The organism is Rhodococcus sp. AC861 (assembly GCF_979256035.1).
Genome location: NZ_CEEDMW010000001.1, coordinates 641011 through 658687 on the forward strand (window position 1 = coordinate 641011; position 17677 = coordinate 658687).

The window sequence follows — 17677 nt, forward strand, 5'->3', positions numbered from 1 at the left end:
CACAGCCTAAGCTAAGCTCGCGGACATGAGCGCACCAGAGATGATGGACGTTGTCGGCGTCGGCTTCGGTCCCGCCAACCTCGCGCTGGCCATCGCCATCGAGGAACACAACGCCGTCTGTGCCGAGAGTGAGCGTGTCCGCGCCCTGTTCGTCGAACGACAGGACAGCTTCGGGTGGCATCCCGGCATGCTTCTCGACGGCGCGACGATGCAGATCGCGTTCCCGAAGGACCTGGTGACGTTCCGCAACCCGCGCAGCGGCTTCACGTTCTTCAACTACCTGTTCGAGCGGGGGCGCCTGGTCGACTTCGTCAACCACCAGACGTTCTTCCCGACGCGTCACGAGTTCCACGACTACCTCAGCTGGGCGGCCGACAGGGTTGACGCCGACGTGCGTTTCGGCACCTCCGTCACCGACATCGCCGCAGAGGGCGACGTCCTCACCGTGCGATGCGACGACGGCACCGTGGTGCAGACGCGCAACGTCGCGGTCGGGGCCGGCCTGACCCAGCGCGTTCCCGAGTGGGCGCAGATGTCCGCTCGCTGCTTCCACAACCACGACTTCCTGCCCCGGATGGCCGAGCTGCCCCAGCCCACCCACGGCCGCTTCGCCGTTCTCGGTGCGGGCCAGTCCGCCGCCGAGGTCGTCCAGTACCTCCACGCGCACTACCCGCACGCCGAGGTACACAGCGTCTTCTCCCGGTACGGCTACAGCCCCGCCGACGACAGCCCCTACGCCAACCGCATCTTCGATCCCTCCGCGGTGGACGAGCTGCACCGGGCGCCCGCGCACGAGCGTGAGCGGCTCATCGCGCTGCACCGCAGCACCAACTACTCCGTCGTCGACCTCGAGCTGATCGAGGAGCTCTACCGCACCGAGTACGCCGAGCGCGTCAGCGGCCACCGTCGTCTGTTCATGCGCCGCGCCTCGACCATCGAGGCGGTAGCCGAGTCGGCCGACGGTATCGAGGTGACGGTGCGCGACGCCATCGACGGCATCGCCGACACGCTCGTGTGCGACGCCTTGGTCCTCGCGACCGGCTTCCGGCCTGCCCCGCTGCGGTCGCTGCTCGGCGACCTCGCCCCGGCGGACGACGCTCCTCGCGTCGTCACGCGGGATTACCGGCTGCTGTCCGGGGAAGACACATCGGACGGACCTGCCGTCTACCTGCAGGGAGGAACCGAGACGACACACGGAATCACGTCGTCACTGCTCTCGAATGTGGCCGTCAGGTCAGGAGAAATTCTCGACTCGATCGTTGCGAGGCGTGCCGGAGCCGCGGTCCTTGCTAGGGTCGACAGCGGTTCGACGGACGACGCGGCGAGCCGCGCCGAGACGGACAATGCCCGCCGGGATCGCCCGGCACCGACTTTTGCAGTGAGCGAGGCAAGATGAGCACCAACCCGTTCGACGATGAAGACGGACGCTTCTACGTGTTGGTCAACGACGAGGATCAGCACTCGTTGTGGCCCACATTCGCCGAGGTGCCCCAGGGTTGGCGCGTCGTGTTCGGCGAGGAGAGCCGCGCAGCGTGCCTGGAGTACGTCGAGAAGAACTGGACCGACATGCGTCCCCGCAGCCTCCGCGAGGCCATGGAAGAGGACGCGGCGGGTCGCCACCGCGTCGAAAATCCCTCCTGATCCCTACTTCCACTCCCGTTCGGTTCGCCGACGGTTCTTGATCGGAAGCTTCGACCGCACCGAGTCCGCGCGGCCCATTCTCATGATGGGTCGACGCAGGGACTCGGTGCGTTCGACTATCCGGGGCCGGCGCAGTGTCCGTGCGCCCCATTCGCCCAGCGTGACGCCTCCTGCGAGCGCACCACCGGTACCGACGGCGGCCAGCAGAGCACTCAGTCCCAGCAATGTCTGGTCGTTGAGCAGCGCGAACAGTCCTCGATAGACCGACAGGCCGGGAAGCAGCGGCGTGATGCCGGCGACGGCGACGATCAGCGGCGGAATCAACGCCCGGCGTGCCATCAGACCACCCGCGAACCCGACCACCGTCGCGGCGACCGCGGACGAGAGCACCGGCCCGAAGCCCACCTGCTGCGCGACGAGGAACACCAGGGCTCCGGCGAATCCGCCGATGAACGCTGCCGTGAGGCCCCTGCGTTCCGCGTAGCAGGCCAGGGCGTAAAACAGTGCGGCGAACGCGCCGGCGAGCACCTTCGTCGGCACCTGCGCGATATCGGGAAGCGCGACGTTGCTCAGGATGGGCAGTTCGGCGCCCAGCATCGCGGCCAGTCGCAACGTCGTCGCGACGCCCGCGATGATGCCGCCCGTCATCATCAACAACTCGAAGAATCGGGCGGCGGCGGTGATGGGTGCACCTGTGATGGCGTCCTGCACCGAGCCCACCAGCGACAACCCCGACAGCAGCACCGTCACGCCGGCCGCGATGATCTGCGACGGCGAGATCGAGATGCCCAGTTGATCCTGGAAGCTGTACAGCGTGATCGCCGGCGCCGAGGCGATGAACCCACCCACCACCTGCTGGAAGAAGAACGGCAGACCGGCACGGTTCAGCACGCGCCCGACACGGTCGATCACCATCGTCGTCAAGAAACTCACCGCCGCGACGAGCACACCCCCGCCGAGGAGCACCGAGATCGCGGCAGCCATTCCCGACCATGCCAGCGTGGCGATCCACCGGTTGTACGGGTGCGGCGCGGTGATGACCTCCTTGAGCTCGGCCAGAGCGGCGGCCGGCGTCGGCACCTCCATGCGGATCTTGCGGGCCAGGGCGTCGACGTCGGCAAGGCGGGTGAAGTCCATCGAGCGGTAGTGGACGATGCGCATCGTGCTGGCCGGCGGCAGCGTCGGCCCCCGGTAGGCGCTGATGACGATCGAGTTGTACGTGACGTCCACGTCGCAGCGCGACAGGCCGTACGTCGAGGCGATGAACTGCACCTGGGCCGCAGTGTCGATAGCACCCGTACCGGCCGCCAGCGTCACCTCACCGACGCGAACTGCGAGGTCGAGCACCTCGGCGACACTGGCGTCGTCCATGAGGTCGATGGGCTGGAGCGGACTGGGTGCGCCCGCCGGGGTGTCGACGATGGCGCGTCGTTCACCCGTCATGCGTCGTAACGTCGATGTGAAGCCCTGCAGGAAGCTCATACCTCTCTCGGTCCGCTGTCGTGTCCGGTGGTTCGAGGACGAAGGTACCGGGTGACCCCGGGTGTTCCCTGCACGAGGTGGCATCTGCGGAAACAGTCGTGAAGACCGTGGAAACCACAGTTTATGGGCCATTATCCGGCATTGATGATGTCGACCGGGCATTGCGTGCATACCATTCGAGGCGACGGAGTGGGGACCTCTGTCGCTGATGTCCGTCACGATGCGAGGCTGGTTCGAGTGCGTGTTCTCCGCGAGTGGTGGTCGTCCGAGATCGACTACGCGTGGGTCGCCAATTATCACCGGACCCACGCCTACCTGCGGACGGCGCCCTACCTCATTGCCGCGGCGTGCTTTCTCGTCGCGGGGAAGACCACTGCGGACCTGGTGACCTCGCTGTCCTCCGGCGAAGCGGACGGACCGCGGTGGGTGTTCATCGTCGGCACGATCGTGTCGGTGGTGCTCGGCGTGGCGTGGGCACGCGGCCACTTCTTCACAGAAGAGTGGTCGCTGCGCTTCGTCGTCATCGCCGATCTCAGCATCGCCTCTGTGCTTCTCGCGCTCTCGCCCTCGCAGATCGTCGTGATGTCGGCCGCCCTGCTGGTCACCGTCGGCAACTACGCCAACGCCTTCCACGGCGTACGAGTGTTCCTGGCTCACGAGCTGCTGGCTCTCGGTGTCGCGCTGTGCCTGTTCACCCGCCTGGTGGTCGACACCACCGTGACGCTGTCCGCCGCGGTGTCCACGCTCATCACCGTCCTCGTGATCCTGTTCGCGGCGTCCTCCCTCAACCACTTCTTCTTCACGGCACTGCGTGACGACGCGGCCCGTGCCTTCTACGACCAGTTGACCGGCCTGCGAAACCGCCGGGGGATGCTCGTGGACGTCGAATCCATGGTCCGGACCGCGCGGCTCATCCCGGCCGACGACGTGACCGTCGTGTCCGCGATCTGCCTCGACCTCGATGCGTTCAAGTCGGTCAACGACCGCTTCGGCCACACCATCGGAGACGACGTTCTCCGCCGCGCGGCCGCACGCATCGGGCGGGTGTCGTTCGACGCCGTGTCCGCCCGCATCGGCGGCGAGGAATTCCTGGTGGTCGTCGTCGGCGACGAATCGAGGGGGCCGGCGGTCGCCCATGCCCTCCTGCACGCCATTCATCGAGACGACGACGCGACCCCCATCTCGGCTTCGATCGGGGTGGCATCCATACCGTTGTCGACGGCGCGCGGCGACACCGCCGTGATGCTCAACAGCCTGCTCGACCGCGCCGACACCGCCATGTACGAGGCCAAGCGGCAAGGCGGGAACAGGGTCAGCGTCGCCGGCTCCGGAACCGACGGGGTGGGCGGGCGTCGGCAGGAAGGCCTCTCGTTATGATGGTGGCGCCCGGTACGCCGGGCATGCCTCCTTAGCTCAGTGGTAGAGCACTCGCCTTGTAAGCGAAAGGTCGTCAGTTCAATCCTGACAGGAGGCTCCAGCTACAGGTACCTTGACCTGCGGTTAAGTGGCTTCGCCCGCTTCGCGGGAATGGGTCGCACGGCCCCGATGTCACGAGTTGTCACAAGTCACTCGGAACTGCTCCGCAAAGGGTCAAAAGCGGGCCTGCGGACGTCGTCAGTTCCCGTGGAGGTCTGACATCGTTTGGAGGCTCTGCGCTGCGATCTTGAGTGCGTCGTTCGGGGCATGAGCGTACGTGCGCATCGTGAAGGCGGAATCCGCGTGGCCCAGCCATGCCGAGATGACGGCTATGGGAACGTTCTGCAGGTGCATCAACGTCGCGCAGGTGTGGCGCGCGTCGTGCAGCCTGATCTGCGGCACCCCGGCGCGCTTACACGCCGTCTGCCAGAAGTTGGACAACGTGTCGGGGTGGTAGGCGTGGCCGAGTACGTCGCACACGATATGGGTGCCCGGTCCATAGTTCGCACCGGCAGCGGCGCTCTCGAGGTCCTGACGCTCACGGGCGGCAATCAGAGCGGCGGTCAGCACCGGGGTCAGGGGAAGATCGCGGTTCGACCGTTCCGTCTTGGTCAGTCCGTCCACGGCCTGACCGGCGACAGACACTCGGTTGTTGCGGATCGACATGACGCCGGCGTCCAGGTCGACGTCGGACCACCGAAGACCGCAGATCTCACCGCGGCGCAGGCCGGACAAGGCCAGGTTCCACGCGTGTCCCACTCGATCGGTCTGCGCGAAAGCCAACATTTGGCGCATCTCCTCGACAGAGAACGTTCGCATCTGCGGCTGGGTGCGCGGCAGTCGATCCACCAACAAAGCGACGTTCCGCACCAGCAGTCCCTGTTTGACGAGGTCGGTCAGCACCGCCGAGATGATGTTGAGCATGGGATTGATGGATTGCGGGCTCCACGGTCGACGCACCGACTGGGGTGTCATCGGTGTTCCGCCGGCGGCGAGTGCGGTCACAAGCGAGTCGAGGTGGCCTTTGGTCAACCTCTGTACCGGCAGTGCTCCGTGGAACTGTCTCAGCGGCTCCAGCGCGTGGCGATACGCGTTCTTCGTCGTGGGTCTCACTCGCCGGCCCGCGAGCCATGCCTCGCAGACCTCGTCGACGGACAGCGTGCTACCCGAGACGTGAACACCACGGTTGACCTCGTCGGTCACGCGGGCCAAGTAAGCGCGAGCCTCCTTCTCGGTATCGAATCGCCGCCGGGACTGAGATCGCGTCGTGTGCAAGTACGTGGATCCGTCAGGTCGCAGGCGCGGTACTTCTCGCGTCCCCGCATCGACAGTGACCTGGTAGCGAACAACTTCTTTCGCCGTACGGCGATCGGTCACCGAGATCTTGCGGATCTGCGGGGGTAGTTGGTTTCTAGCCATCGACCGACTGAGCCGGACTGGCAGCGATGTTTCTCAGTGCTCCCGAAGGGATCCGCGTCGATCGCGTACTTGATGAGCGATCAGCCACGGGGGAGTCCATCTCCGACGGTCATGCCGAGCGCGGCCATGGTGTCCCGATGCGCTGCCGTCTGCTTGAGCGCGTTCTCGTAGATGATCTCCAGGGCTTGGATCTGGTCGGGCGATTCGTTGTTCTCGAGTGCCCTCTGCAGCTGCTTTCGTGCGCTACGCATCGCGGTGATCGAGCGGTGCCATTCGTGAGTCAGCGTCGTACGGTCTCTGCGGGCGTCGAACTGGCGGCGCACGAACACCGGAACCGGCTGCCCGGTTGCTTCGTCGGACCATCCCGAATCCTCGAGCATCAACAGGCCGCTTTCCCCTCCTACCCACCTGACGGCGTCGTGGGATTCCTGGGAAACCCCGGGGAGCACGTCCACAGTTCCGCGGGGAAGATCAGGGAACAGCAGCTGGGCCGGCGCCACGTCGAGCGCTGCGGCCAGTGTGAGGAGATCAGCGACGTCGAGCCCCCTCCGCCGCCCTGTCTCCAGGTCGGAGATCACCGCCCTCGATATGTGGTGGCCGAGCTCGGCAGTGCGGTCGGAGAGTGCCTGCCCGGACATCGGCGGGGTCGCCGACGTCCGGAGTCGGCGGACCTCGGCCCCCGTTCGATCCACGATCGCTTGGGCCCAGCTTTGCGTCATGAACACGCACTCTACCGTCTTCTTCTGGTTCTCTTGCGGTGATTACACGCGTCAGCTAGTTTGTGGTGGAACCACGTGGACGCGTCGCATTCAGCGGAACGGATGTGGTGAATTAACGCAGCGGAGGGTGTCATGACGAGACAGCTGTTCAGCGTGCAAGAGGGTATGGACCGCACCGGCTTAGGCCGGTCCAACTTCTTCAACAAGCTCGCATCCGGTGAGATCAAAAGCATCAAGGTAGGCAAGCGCCGCCTCATACCGGATACCGCGATCGACGAGTACATCGAACGTCTCGAGGCGCAGGCATCTTTGTCGACGGATGTCGCGTGAGCTGAAGTACTGCCCGAACAAAACGACGCCCCCGGCGCATCTCGGTGTTACCAGCACCGAGGCCGAGGGCGTCCAAACCGCCTCACATCAGATCGGAGGTTCTTGCATTCGACCTTAGGTCATTCCTGCTCATCCTTCAATGATGTTTATTGACGGGATGAGCCGCACATCAGCTATTCGGCTGATGGTGCTGAACGCTGGGCGCCTTTTATGCCCGCGACCGTCGTTTTCTGGCAGAGCCCGACGATAACCAGCCTGCCGCCGTTGACTGTGCACCCTGTAGCGATCCCCGGAGACCGGCCCCGGGCACCATGCTGTCGACTGATCATTGATGACGTGGCGATACCGAAAGCCACGCGCCCATCCGGGTGCGGGGCCAGAGGGCGTGGAGCGGACAACGTGGGTGCGGACATTGGGGGTCACCCCTGGGGGGTCCGGGTGTAGCAGCACGTAGTCCGATGCAGTAGACGGGACCACCCTTCATGTCAACAGTTTTCGGGTTCAGTGCTCGGAGACCGCGTCGGTGTATCCGGCCAACGGTCGACTCCGGTGCTGGTCCGTTGATAACAGTGAAAGTTACCAGTGATTGCAGTGTCGGCGGTGTTGTCACCATCGGCCGCTACCCCAGTGATGGTGGCATTGCTGGTATTGCGTCCCGTGCGGGTGTCACGTCCCAGTTGGTCATTACAGGTATCGGACTCTTCACCGGGGCGGCATGTATGGAGGTACATGCCGCCACTCGTCCCACACAGCCATCACTTACTTTTCTTCCTTCACCCGTATTGCAGGTATTGCGGGTATGGGAAGTCTCTTTCTTCGAACTTCCGACATATGAGAGGACACACATGTCACACAACGTGATCGCCTTCTGCAATCAAAAGGGTGGCGTAGGTAAGACGACGACCACCTTTCACATCGTTGATGCCGCCCGTCGCGCCGGCCACCGAGTACTGGCACTCGATATGGACCCACAGGGCAACCTGAGCACCGTGCTTAATGCCGGTGAGCCGGCACCTGGCGACGCAGGGATTGCGGACGCGTTGTCGGACCGGTCGGCCGCCACCCTCGCCGACGTCGTGGCGCCGTCCATCTGGGACGGTGTGGACCTGGTCGCCACCGACCCGAACTCGGAATCCCTCGCCTTCGTGCGGGATGAGCTGATTCTCGGCGGCGCAGGACGCGAGCGGCGACTCCGCGATGCGCTGGAGCCACTCGCTCCGAAGTATGGACTGGTGGTGATCGACTGCCCGCCGAGTCTGGACCTGTTGACGATCAATGCTCTGGTGGCAGCCCGGCGAGCACTCGTGGTCAGTCAGTCCGCGCTCTTCTCCGCGAACGGTCTGGCACGGCTGCGACGCACCATCGACGTGGTGCGCCGCAGCTACAACCCGACGCTGGAGCTGGTGGGCGCGATCATCAACCTTCACGAACGCAACACCATCGCTGGTCGTGAGCAGCTGGCGGAGATCGCGGACTGCATCGCGATCGTCGGCGACCCAGTACCGAAACGGGTTGTGTTGAAAGATTCTTCCGAGGCGCAGACCAGTCTGCTCGACTGGGGGACGACGGACGCCCGCAATCTGGCGAGCATCTACCGCCGCACGTCGGAGTTGCTCATGGAAGGTGTCGGCCATGGCGCGTCCTGAGCGTCTGAAGAGCAGCTTGGGCAACTCGAGCCCGCTAGACCCGGTGTCCGAAGTGGTGCCAGGTACGGCCACCGCTGCTCCAGCGCCCCCGGCGGGGGACAAGCCCGCCAAGACCAAGCGGACGTTCTACTTCTACGTCGAGACCAGCGAGCGACTCCTGAATGCGGCCGAGGCCCTGATGGCTACACCGGGAGCGCCACGCGGCCCGTCCGACCTCGCTGCAGAGGCGGTGGAACGGTACGTCGATTATCTGGAGGTCACCCACAACGAAGGCCGGCCGTTCGCACAGCGAAGTGGGCCGCTTCAGCGGGGGCCGCGCGTTCGGTAGCTCGCGATGGCAACGCTGGTTGTTGGGCTCGTTAATTTCACTTAACGCACTGTCTGCGCTGAATCGCCTGTTCAGCACAATTTTGGTCCACAGATTCGTCGGACCGGGGGTCTAGGCTGCGGATATGAAGTCCAGACCTGGAGCCACGGCCCCCGTAAGCCCTCTGACGGCCGTCTCAGGTCCCTCGGAGGACACTGCAGCGCCGGCGATCCCCGCGGCGGTGGCCGCACGCATCGCCGGGGTGGTGGAGTCGTCCCGGTCGGCCGGAACCCGTCGCGCCTACGCTGCCGGATGGCGACGGTTCACCGACTGGTGCACCCGCAACGGCCACGTCGCACTGCCGGCCCACCCCGTCACCGTCGCCGCGTACATCGTCGATGCTGCCGACACCGTCACCGCGGTGGGGGAGAAGGCCTACGCAGCCAGCACCTTGTCAGCCTGGGTGGCAGCCATCAACCATTACCACCGCACCGCCGGGTACCCGCAGCCGTCGGCGCACGAGCTCGTCGCCGCCACCCTCGCCGGCATCCGCCGCGACTACGCCAGCGCCGGCGATCGCCCACGCACGCAACGTGCGCCACTGCTCGTCACAGACATCCGTCACCTCGTCGAGACCGCCCGCGCCCAGTGCGACGGGTGGGCCGCCGAAATCCTCGAACGCCGCGACACCGCTCTGCTACTTCTCGGCTTTGCGGGTGCGTTCCGGCGTTCCGAGCTCGCCGACCTCGAATGCCGCGACGTCAGCTTGCATCGCGAGGACGGCTTGCACATTCGACTGCGCAAGACCAAGACCGACCAGGAAGGTCGCGGCGTCGTCCGAGCACTCCCGACCACCGAATCGCACCTCACTTGCCCGCCGTGCGCTTACGTGCGGTGGGTCCAGGTTGTGTCAGCGTTCGATGCCGGCGGCCGCCCCTCTGTCATACGACTGCTCCGCGGTCGTGACCCTTTCGACGAACATGTGTGCCGCGGGGGAGTGCCTCGCACCGCCGCACGGGCACCGCTGTTCCGAGCCATCGCCAAGAACGGCAACCTCGGCACCGCACCCTTGTCCGGCGCCGCGATCCACAAAACAATCCGACGCCGCGGCGAACGCGCCGGATACGACGCCGCACTCGTCAGCCAGTTGGGCGGCCACTCACTCCGCTCAGGGTTCGTCACCCAGGCCTTCCGCAACGGCGCAGACGCACACGCCATCATGCGCCAGACCGGCCACACCACACCCGCCGTGCTTGAGCGCTACGCCCGCGAGAATGCCCCCCTGGTTGGAAATGCTGTAATCAAAATTGGCCTTTGACGGGCCTATTCTTCACCAGAGGGTGCGCAGTCACATATCGCACTCGCGAACTTAGGGGTGACGAACTCACCTAAGCGCTTCCAACCGCTTCTCAAGCGAACTAAAAAGACTGACAAACCTCTTCAATGATTCCTCCTCAACGGTGACGACCTTCTTAGCTGCCAGAAGCTCCAAGACCGAGTTGAACTTGGTTTTTTTAGTGATCTTGGATGACGTGGAAGCGCCGGTCGCCTCACGCATTGCTTCCACGTCTGTCGTTGTGACTAGGTCTTCAATCTCTTTTACAGATTGATCCCCACAGACATCGGCGAGTTGCACACACCGATCTGAGACGAAGTGTCCGAATAGTTCGACATACCTGCGCCGTTGCTTGTCGCCTTCGTCATCTCCGTCCAGCAATATCACGAACGGTTTACCCCAGCCTATGTACAAGCGGATCACAGGTTCGAGAGAACCCGCGCCTCCCCCAGGTACGAATTTCAGATCAGTCGGCGCTCCGAGGACATCCGCAAAATACCGCAAGTAGTAGAAGTCTGACTTGCCCTCGACGAGTACGACTTCGGCAACTGGCTCAAGGATGGACGGTTGATAGTCCAACATATCAAGCACGGGCTGGAAATATGAAATCTGGTCGGGATAGTCATTGACAAACTGCCGGTAGGGAACAGTGGCAATATTTGTATTCTTGCCCACATTGGCATGCATATAATCGTCGCTGGTAGGAGTTCCTATTGCGTCGTTCTTCACAATCTTGGCGCTGTCAAGCCACTTTATGTTGATCAGATGATGACTGTGTGTGGTGTAGATCAGATGGCATCTGTCGCTCAGGCGCTCAAAACTCTGTAGGAGTTCGGACTGTGCCTTAGCGTGCAAGTTGGACGCTGGTTCATCGAGGAGGAAGACCTTCCGACTCGGACTCGAAGCATCATCGCGAAAATTTGTCATTAAGAGAAACATAAAAAACCATCTAAAACCGAGACTCCGCTCCGCCAATTCGAAGTACCCGTCTGGTCCTTTGATTCGCATGTCGAGATAGCAATTGCCGTTGGCGTCGGTGAGTGCCCTGATATCCACCTCTCCCAGAGGTGTGGAACGCCCTAGAATCCGATCCCAGTTTCCGAAGACAGATTCGCCGATGTATCTGCTCATCTGCAGCATGAGGGCGTCTAAATTCCGGCGCTCCACCAATTCGTCAGATTGCAGGCGTTCTACAATATGTTTTTCGAGTGTTGCGCCGGGGCTGACTTCATTCAAAATGTACTGGAAGGTGGACTTGTAAAATGCGTTTCTATCGGACAACTCCGATGTGTTCTCGTTGGATGCACTCGTGAGTTCGAAGCGTTCTGGTAGTTCGAACAGGAAATTCGGAAAATACCAGATGGTGGGAAGTCGCTTTGAGAGAAAAGCCACCGCGCTATGCCACTCTTTAGTGGTCGCACCGTAGCGACGGACGGTTCGTTCCTGGCCTTTCAGACCGCTGAGAATCAAACCCCATGTGTTAGTCTTACCCGTATAACGGGACGTTTCAAACTCGTAGTTCTCGGTGATTGCCACTGTTTCGTTGAAATGGACTTTCTTGAAGCCAAACTCGGCTCTAAGGTGTTCAATCAGCGCTTGTTTGTCGCCAAGTTCGAGGGTTACGTTGGCTGCTATCGAGGTTCTCCCGTTGAAGTTCGCTCGTTGAGAGATGGGCACCCACTGAGCCGGGTTCCGCAAGGATCCGAGTTCGGGGTGGATGCTGTCGATCTCTGCATCTCCATACTTGAAGCAGCACATTGCTTCGAGAAAGGTTGTTTTTCCGCTCTCGTTCAAGCCAATAAGTGTGGTGACATGCCCATCAAGCTTTATTTCTGCGGACTGGATGCCCTTGAAATTCTTGAACTTAAAGGCCACGTACCTCATTCGCCGCTCCCAGGCTCGTCGTTCTGGCAAACCTACAGGTTCAATCGCGTCTGCGGAGTCCGTTGGGTAGTGGACAACCGTCGCCACCGCCTAGCTCGTCCGTCTCCCAGCGCTTGCCGGACGATGGCTTGTCGATCGAGGTGAGGGTACAACCTCGAAGTCCTGGTGATGTCGGCATTGTTCGGCGCTAGTCTGTGCGCAACGGGGCCGACTGCTTCGCTGGCAGCAGTTCCGCACCGGTGCGTGCGTGCTCGTCATCCGTGCCGATGTCCTCCGTGCTCGTTTCCTGGATGGTCTCATATCGTGCATCGATTACGCCTATGACTCCGTGGGTGGTGGCGCGCTCGAACGACCGGGCTTAACGCGAGCGAGGCTCCGCAATGCGTACCAACGATCCGTCAATAAGAGCGTGGAAGCGCTGCTAGTTCCCGGAATCGATTTATTGCGGTCCAGAGTACATCCTTAACAATGCGAGTACTTTCCATCAACCTATCTAAGTCAAAGGTCAAAGTCGTTGCAGCGAAGCCATTCTCGTCGGCGTCGCCTTGGATCGTGTTCGGGGTAGTTCCCCAGCGCAGTCCGTGTGCGTAGGAACTCAGCATGCGCCACTGAGACGGGACCTCAACCCTAGGTGACCATTTGTCGCCCCACATCGACGAAGGCATCATGGCTGATGCGGCGACTGTCATGTCGAACTCAGCGGTCAGTTTCCACTTACCGGAAAGATTCCTACCAAGCGAGAGTGCCGTGGCCGCGAAATGGTCCCGTCGATGTTCGATCAGGCTGACGTGTCGTTGTAGGTCAGAATCATCAGCGGATGGTCGCGATCGGAGCCATACAAGATAATTGGCGTGGTCGTGGAAATTGAGCATTGCTGCCCGCAGTTCTCGCTCCTCCTGCGCTGCCGGCATTAGCCAGAGAGCACACGAGGCTGCGCTGAGCGCCGTCCGCAGCGAGGTTGCATGCGCGAATGGGAGTGCGCCCCGTAGCCCAAGAACAGATTCCGTCACCAACCTCATGTGATCGAGGGAGCTGAGGATGGGGATCGAGGCGGTTTCGCGGTAGCTTCTGTACTTCGATCGTTGGTCGAGCCTATCTATAGGCGACCCCGGCATGACCGTTACCTGCGGGAAGTCCTTTATGTGTTCGGCGATCTCATCTCTCGTGAGAGCGCAGTACTGCATGGCGGTTTGAGGTGGGGTAGTCGAATCGGTCACGAGTCTAGTTTGACAGCTGTCAGGCGGATGCCGATCGCGGCTAGTCTTGTAACGCGTCGGTATTGTTTCGCTGAAGGTGCCCTACAATCCTGAACTAGAAGGCAGTCGAGCGGTTCAGTGAGCGTTGGCCACTGCATGTTGCTGCGCAGGCTATCTCGGACCAGCGCCGCTAGTCCATCGTGTTGCCCACCACGACGGTATTGGACTCTCGCCATTTTTTGGTACTAGAAGGGGCCTGACAATTGCAGCCCAGGTACGTGGTAGTCGGCAGTGTGACGAGCACGGTGGGTTAACAGCGCATCGTGTGCTCAGACCATCGAGAGTGTCGTGACGTCGCTGATCGAGGCGAGCTCGTGAACGGGCGTCCCGTCCGGGCTCTGGACCAGGGCGATCAACGCGGCGGGCGTCTCGGCTGTGAAGCCGATGTCCTCGCCCGCGTCGTAGGTGGCGAACTGACTCATCCGGCCGTGCCGGTCGACGTCCATGCACACACTTCGGCGCCCGCGCCCGAAGGTGGCAACACGGACGAAGTCCGACGCTCCCCGCCGCATCACAGGCGGCCCGAGGTTCTCGCAGACCCATCCGAGGTCGACCAGAACCGCGAACGGGTGGTGAGTGAGAAATTTCTGGCTCATCAGCATGGTGTCGAGTGTGCCGGTGGGCACCGACACGTCCGGCGCACTGTCGCCCGCTCCGGCGCCACCGGTCGCCTGCACCGTGAACGCCGCGGCCCGCCTGCGCGGATACGCCTACGCGCAGTCGAAGCCCGTCACCGCTGTCGCCCGCACTGTGGTGCGCCGCACCCTGGACCCGCGCACATTCGACGCCTGACAGCACGGACCGCGCTGTGGCCAGTGTCGTCCCCAACCCTGTCCGCCGCCGGGTTCCGCTGGCACACCGTGGGCTGACGGCTGCGGTGGGGAAGAATGAGGGGTGTGACGGATCTGGACGCGATGCCCGACGACTATGTCCTCTTCGTCGCTCATCTCAAGACGCAGGTCCGCACTGCCCGTATTCGCGCGACACGGGTGGTCAACACCGAACTGTTGGTGTTGTACTGGGATATCGGCCACGCCGTCTTGGAACGTCAACGCGCCGAAGGCTGGGGGAGCGCGGTTATCGACAGGCTCGCCGCCGATCTGCGAGCGGAGTTTCCTTCGATGCGCGGCTTCTCCCGCAGCAATATGCACTACATGCGACGTATCGCCGCATCGTGGCCGCGTAGCGCATTCGTCCAACAAGCTGTTGGACAACTTCCCTGGGGGCATGTCACCGTCCTGGTCGACAAGCTCGACGACCAGCCGACCCGTGACTGGTACGCCACCGAAGCTGTTCGGCTCGGGTGGTCCCGCGCGGTACTGACCCATCAGATCCGCAACCGACTCGCCGCCCGCAGCGGCGCAGCACCGTCGAATTTCACCGCCCAGCTCCCCGGCGGGGAGTCCGACCTCGCGCAGCAACTGGTCCGCGACCCGTACGTCTTCGATTTCCTCGACCTCGGTGATCGGGTCGCCGAACGCGAGCTCGAAGCAGCGCTCATGGGCCGGCTGGAACGGTTCCTGCTGGAACTGGGGCACGGCTTCGCGTTCGTCGGGCGCCAGTTCCATTTCGCCGTGGGAGGTGACGACTTCTACATCGATTTGCTGTTCTTCAACTGGGTGCAGTCCCGGTTCGTGGTCGTCGAACTGAAGGTGGGGCGTTTCGAACCCGAATATGTCGGCAAGCTCGGCTTCTACGTCTCGTGGATCGATGAGAACCTGCGCAACCACGACACGCACGCCCCCACCATCGGGATCCTGTTGTGCGCCGGGCGCAACGACAGCGTCGTCCGGTACTCCCTCGCCGGCACCACAGCACCCCTGGCGGTCGCCGACTACACCTACGACACGCTGCCGGCGCCGGTCCGCGACCTCGTCCCCACGGACGACGAACTGACCTCGGCCATCGGGGACACGATGGACGGTGCGGACTGATCCCCGACCCGTGGTTCGTGCCCGTCCGGGTGGGCACCGTGTCGTGCTCGCCGTGAATCTTCGCTACGGTGCGACTTCGCGTCCGGCGGTGCGGTACACGGAAACGGTGTCGGAGGTCGAGTACATGATGTCGACCATGCGCATCCGCACCCTCGCCGGCCCGCCGCTGCAGCAGGAACTACTCCACGACACTGTGCGAGTAATCCTGTTGTCGCACAACACTCGCCCCGATATAACAGCGCCTGCAGATCGGAGAGGTCCAGCGTCGACCGTGTTGCACCGCCCCGCGGCCCCGGTCACCGACCACCCTCGACGCTGACACGACGGCACACGCAGTGTCGCATCGATCCCGCTTGACCGGCGTACTGTGACCGATATGGCGGCACCCGTTGACCCGCAGCACATGTCGGTCGATGTGGCCGGTGCTGCTCTGGACGACGCGGTGCGGGTCCTCCATGATCGACTCGACGTGCTCCTCGACCGGCTCACCGACTCCGTCCTTGGCGCACCGCCACCGGGTTCCGTACAGTGGCGCAACCAGTTCGGAACCCCCGGCGCCCTCGGTCGCGCGGTCCGGTCCGATCACCGCAGTATCGTGCGCGCGGCGATCGCAGCGCGCGCCGGGGTCATCGACCCCGCTGCGCCGCAGACACCGCCACATCGGACTGCGGCCGTCGCGTCCGGGTCACTGCGCCGCGGGCGTTCGCGAGTCGATCCCGCCCAATTATCCATGTTCTGAGCATGTTCGGCGGCCGCCACCCTCCGCTGGCGGTCGATGGTCGGTGGCTACCGGATCGAGAGGATGACCGTTGTGCCCATGATCGACCGTCCGACGCTCCCGCACGGATACCACTACGAGTGGTCCCTGTTCGCGGACTGGTGCGCGGCCGTCGACATGCTCGCACTACCCGCATCACCGGTGACGCTGGCACTGTTCCTGGACGAGAACCCCGCCGGCACCGATGCACTGCGTCGGCGAGTGGCGGTGATCAACCGAGCCCACCGCGATGCGGGACAACCCGCGCCGGGCACGGTGACAGCGATCCGCCTCCAACTCGAACAGTCTCGCACCCATCGCACCGCGCTGTTCCGACGCCGCGCAGCACCCATCATCGCCACCCTCCCCACGACGGGGATGGCCGACCGGAATGTTCGGGCGCCGCGACGCGGTGATCCTCGCGCTACGCGCCGCCGGTCTGCGGCCCGCCGACATCGCCACCCTCGACCGGTGCCACGTCGACGTGCAGCGCAGCGCCCTGCACGTCGGTGGGCGACACCAGCTGCACCTGCCGAACACCGACACCGATACCTGCGCACCGGACATCGACTACGTGTCGGTGTGGCGGAACTGGGAGCAGGTACTGCAGGTGATCGAACGGCACCCGTCGACGCGGATGCTCGAGCAGTGCTTACGGACGGACGTGTTTCCGGTCGGCGCCGGGGCTGCGGTCCGTGGTGACGGTCCGGTGGTGGTGCCCATCGACCGGTGGGGCGCGGTGCCCCTACCCTTGACGGCGATGACACCGGCGTCGGTGTCATCCGTCCTGACCGCACACCTGACCGGCACTGCCCCGGCGCACCGGGGCACTCCCGAACGCAGCGGTCACCAGCGTCCGACCGCAGTCGGTGAGTCGACCATCGTGCCGCACGCCTCCGCCGCCACGTCATCGGGCCGTTCGCTCGACGACACGTATGCGGCCGGAGTTGCAGCCCGCCTGGCCGCGCACACCGCACTCGCGGACATCTCGGAGGTGTTCGACGACGTCGAGGCCCGAGCGGACGAACTTCTCCGCCGCACCCTGGCGCTCCTCGACGGCATGTAACACCGGGTACGTGGTACACGACCGTCCCCGCGATGCGCGGCTCCGGTCGCGGAGTTCTTCACCCCCGAGCGGATGCGCCTTGAGAACGAGCATCACCACCTCGACGGTCACCGCCGGATCGTCGACGACGCCCGCCTCGTACCCGCGGAGGCCGCGATGACGGTGATTCGCAGAGCCGCCCGCGCCGTCGCATACGTCGGCCACCATTCCGAAGTACATCAGCTCCGAGTACATCAGCGAACTGCACAGATTGTGTGAAAACCCCTGATGACACCTCAGGACGCTACCGCGGCCCGCGGGACGTGATCGGTATCCGTCGCTCCCGCACAGCCGGTCACCGGCGTGTCCGGGTGGGAGGTGGCAGCGCGGGGAAGCGGTCGGCGGTTCCGGGCCGCGGGCCGGCCGTTGCCGGCCGGGCGTGGGCCACCCTGCGGGCGTCCACCTGGTGGAGCTCCGCTGCGCTCCGCGCCGCGAAAGAGCATTC

Annotated in this window: 17 protein-coding genes and 1 tRNA gene; 12 read left to right on the forward strand and 6 right to left on the reverse strand. The window is 63.8% G+C overall.

What is annotated here, in order from left to right; all coding sequences use genetic code 11:
• The first annotated feature begins 25 nt into the window (after nt 1-25).
• On the forward strand, nt 26-1396 hold the full coding sequence (locus AC0IX4_RS02990) for a lysine N(6)-hydroxylase/L-ornithine N(5)-oxygenase family protein (RefSeq protein WP_471827971.1): 1371 nt from the start codon (nt 26-28) through the stop codon (nt 1394-1396).
• Nucleotides 1393-1641: an MbtH family protein gene (locus tag AC0IX4_RS02995; RefSeq protein ID WP_027506921.1), complete on the forward strand. Its 249-nt coding sequence runs from the start codon at nt 1393-1395 to the stop codon at nt 1639-1641. The genes AC0IX4_RS02990 and AC0IX4_RS02995 overlap by 4 nt, the downstream gene beginning before the upstream one ends.
• A gap of 3 nt (nt 1642-1644) precedes the next feature.
• Here the strand turns inward: AC0IX4_RS02995 and AC0IX4_RS03000 are convergent, their stop codons facing one another.
• Nucleotides 1645-3123 carry a threonine/serine exporter family protein gene (locus AC0IX4_RS03000; RefSeq protein ID WP_042574312.1) on the reverse strand — a complete coding sequence of 493 codons (1479 nt, stop codon included), beginning with the start codon at nt 3121-3123 and terminating at the stop codon, nt 1645-1647.
• 237 nt (nt 3124-3360) lie between these two features.
• On the opposite strand from AC0IX4_RS03000, the gene AC0IX4_RS03005 reads away from it, so the two are divergent.
• Entirely contained in the window at nt 3361-4500 is a 1140-nt protein-coding gene (locus tag AC0IX4_RS03005; protein WP_056071289.1) for a GGDEF domain-containing protein, read from the forward strand.
• 25 nt (nt 4501-4525) lie between these two features.
• Nucleotides 4526-4600, forward strand: a tRNA-Thr gene (locus AC0IX4_RS03010).
• A gap of 137 nt (nt 4601-4737) precedes the next feature.
• Here AC0IX4_RS03010 and AC0IX4_RS03015 read toward each other — a convergent pair.
• Complete coding sequence (locus AC0IX4_RS03015; protein ID WP_471828331.1) at nt 4738-5742, reverse strand: tyrosine-type recombinase/integrase; 1005 nt, start codon at nt 5740-5742, stop codon at nt 4738-4740.
• Nucleotides 5743-6038: 296 nt separating this feature from the next.
• Nucleotides 6039-6677: a helix-turn-helix domain-containing protein gene (locus AC0IX4_RS03020; protein ID WP_471827972.1), complete on the reverse strand. Its 639-nt coding sequence runs from the start codon at nt 6675-6677 to the stop codon at nt 6039-6041.
• 132 nt (nt 6678-6809) lie between these two features.
• On the opposite strand from AC0IX4_RS03020, the gene AC0IX4_RS03025 reads away from it, so the two are divergent.
• From AC0IX4_RS03025 to AC0IX4_RS03040, 4 genes are all read left to right on the forward strand, one after another.
• Nucleotides 6810-7007, forward strand: a complete 198-nt coding sequence (locus tag AC0IX4_RS03025) for an excisionase family DNA-binding protein (protein WP_027506918.1) — start codon at nt 6810-6812, stop codon at nt 7005-7007.
• 569 nt (nt 7008-7576) lie between these two features.
• On the forward strand, nt 7577-8653 hold the full coding sequence (locus tag AC0IX4_RS03030) for a ParA family protein (RefSeq protein WP_471827973.1): 1077 nt from the start codon (nt 7577-7579) through the stop codon (nt 8651-8653).
• A gap of 52 nt (nt 8654-8705) precedes the next feature.
• Nucleotides 8706-8981, forward strand: a complete 276-nt coding sequence (locus AC0IX4_RS03035) for a hypothetical protein (RefSeq protein ID WP_471827974.1) — start codon at nt 8706-8708, stop codon at nt 8979-8981.
• A gap of 124 nt (nt 8982-9105) precedes the next feature.
• Nucleotides 9106-10278: a site-specific integrase gene (locus tag AC0IX4_RS03040; protein ID WP_471827975.1), complete on the forward strand. Its 1173-nt coding sequence runs from the start codon at nt 9106-9108 to the stop codon at nt 10276-10278.
• Between the two features lie 66 nt (nt 10279-10344).
• On the opposite strand, the gene AC0IX4_RS03045 is transcribed toward AC0IX4_RS03040, so the two are convergent.
• The 3 genes from AC0IX4_RS03045 to AC0IX4_RS03055 form a co-directional block, all read right to left on the reverse strand.
• Nucleotides 10345-12171: an ATP-dependent nuclease gene (locus tag AC0IX4_RS03045; RefSeq protein WP_471827976.1), complete on the reverse strand. Its 1827-nt coding sequence runs from the start codon at nt 12169-12171 to the stop codon at nt 10345-10347.
• A gap of 407 nt (nt 12172-12578) precedes the next feature.
• A complete protein-coding gene (locus AC0IX4_RS03050) occupies nt 12579-13397 on the reverse strand; it encodes a hypothetical protein (RefSeq protein ID WP_471827977.1) in 819 nt (272 codons plus the stop codon).
• A gap of 308 nt (nt 13398-13705) precedes the next feature.
• On the reverse strand, nt 13706-14062 hold the full coding sequence (locus AC0IX4_RS03055) for a hypothetical protein (protein ID WP_471827978.1): 357 nt from the start codon (nt 14060-14062) through the stop codon (nt 13706-13708).
• Here AC0IX4_RS03055 and AC0IX4_RS03060 point away from each other — a divergent pair.
• The 4 genes from AC0IX4_RS03060 (at nt 14055) to AC0IX4_RS03075 (ending at nt 17193) form a co-directional block, all read left to right on the forward strand.
• Nucleotides 14055-14228: a hypothetical protein gene (locus AC0IX4_RS03060; protein ID WP_471827979.1), complete on the forward strand. Its 174-nt coding sequence runs from the start codon at nt 14055-14057 to the stop codon at nt 14226-14228. The genes AC0IX4_RS03055 and AC0IX4_RS03060 overlap by 8 nt on opposite strands.
• Nucleotides 14229-14350: 122 nt before the next feature.
• A complete protein-coding gene (locus AC0IX4_RS03065) occupies nt 14351-15370 on the forward strand; it encodes a PDDEXK nuclease domain-containing protein (RefSeq protein WP_471828332.1) in 1020 nt (339 codons plus the stop codon).
• Between the two features lie 376 nt (nt 15371-15746).
• Nucleotides 15747-16109, forward strand: a complete 363-nt coding sequence (locus AC0IX4_RS03070; RefSeq protein ID WP_471827980.1) for a hypothetical protein — start codon at nt 15747-15749, stop codon at nt 16107-16109.
• A 409-nt stretch (nt 16110-16518) separates the two neighbouring features.
• Nucleotides 16519-17193, forward strand: a complete 675-nt coding sequence (locus AC0IX4_RS03075) for a hypothetical protein (RefSeq protein ID WP_471827981.1) — start codon at nt 16519-16521, stop codon at nt 17191-17193.
• Nucleotides 17194-17677: the final 484 nt, after the last annotated feature.

Excerpts from the sequence above, each read along its gene's own strand:
- AC0IX4_RS03065 (WP_471828332.1), top strand. The coding sequence starts at position 14,351 with ATGCCCGACGACTATGTCCTCTTCGTCGCTCATCTCAAGACGCAGGTC.
- AC0IX4_RS02990 (WP_471827971.1), top strand. The coding sequence starts at position 26 with ATGAGCGCACCAGAGATGATGGACGTTGTCGGCGTCGGCTTCGGTCCC.
- AC0IX4_RS02995 (WP_027506921.1), top strand. The coding sequence starts at position 1,393 with ATGAGCACCAACCCGTTCGACGATGAAGACGGACGCTTCTACGTGTTG.
- AC0IX4_RS03040 (WP_471827975.1), top strand. The coding sequence starts at position 9,106 with ATGAAGTCCAGACCTGGAGCCACGGCCCCCGTAAGCCCTCTGACGGCC.
- AC0IX4_RS03075 (WP_471827981.1), top strand. The coding sequence starts at position 16,519 with ATGTTCGGGCGCCGCGACGCGGTGATCCTCGCGCTACGCGCCGCCGGT.
- AC0IX4_RS03020 (WP_471827972.1), bottom strand. The coding sequence starts at position 6,677 with ATGACGCAAAGCTGGGCCCAAGCGATCGTGGATCGAACGGGGGCCGAG.
- AC0IX4_RS03000 (WP_042574312.1), bottom strand. The coding sequence starts at position 3,123 with ATGAGCTTCCTGCAGGGCTTCACATCGACGTTACGACGCATGACGGGT.
- AC0IX4_RS03070 (WP_471827980.1), top strand. The coding sequence starts at position 15,747 with ATGGCGGCACCCGTTGACCCGCAGCACATGTCGGTCGATGTGGCCGGT.
- AC0IX4_RS03025 (WP_027506918.1), top strand. The coding sequence starts at position 6,810 with ATGACGAGACAGCTGTTCAGCGTGCAAGAGGGTATGGACCGCACCGGC.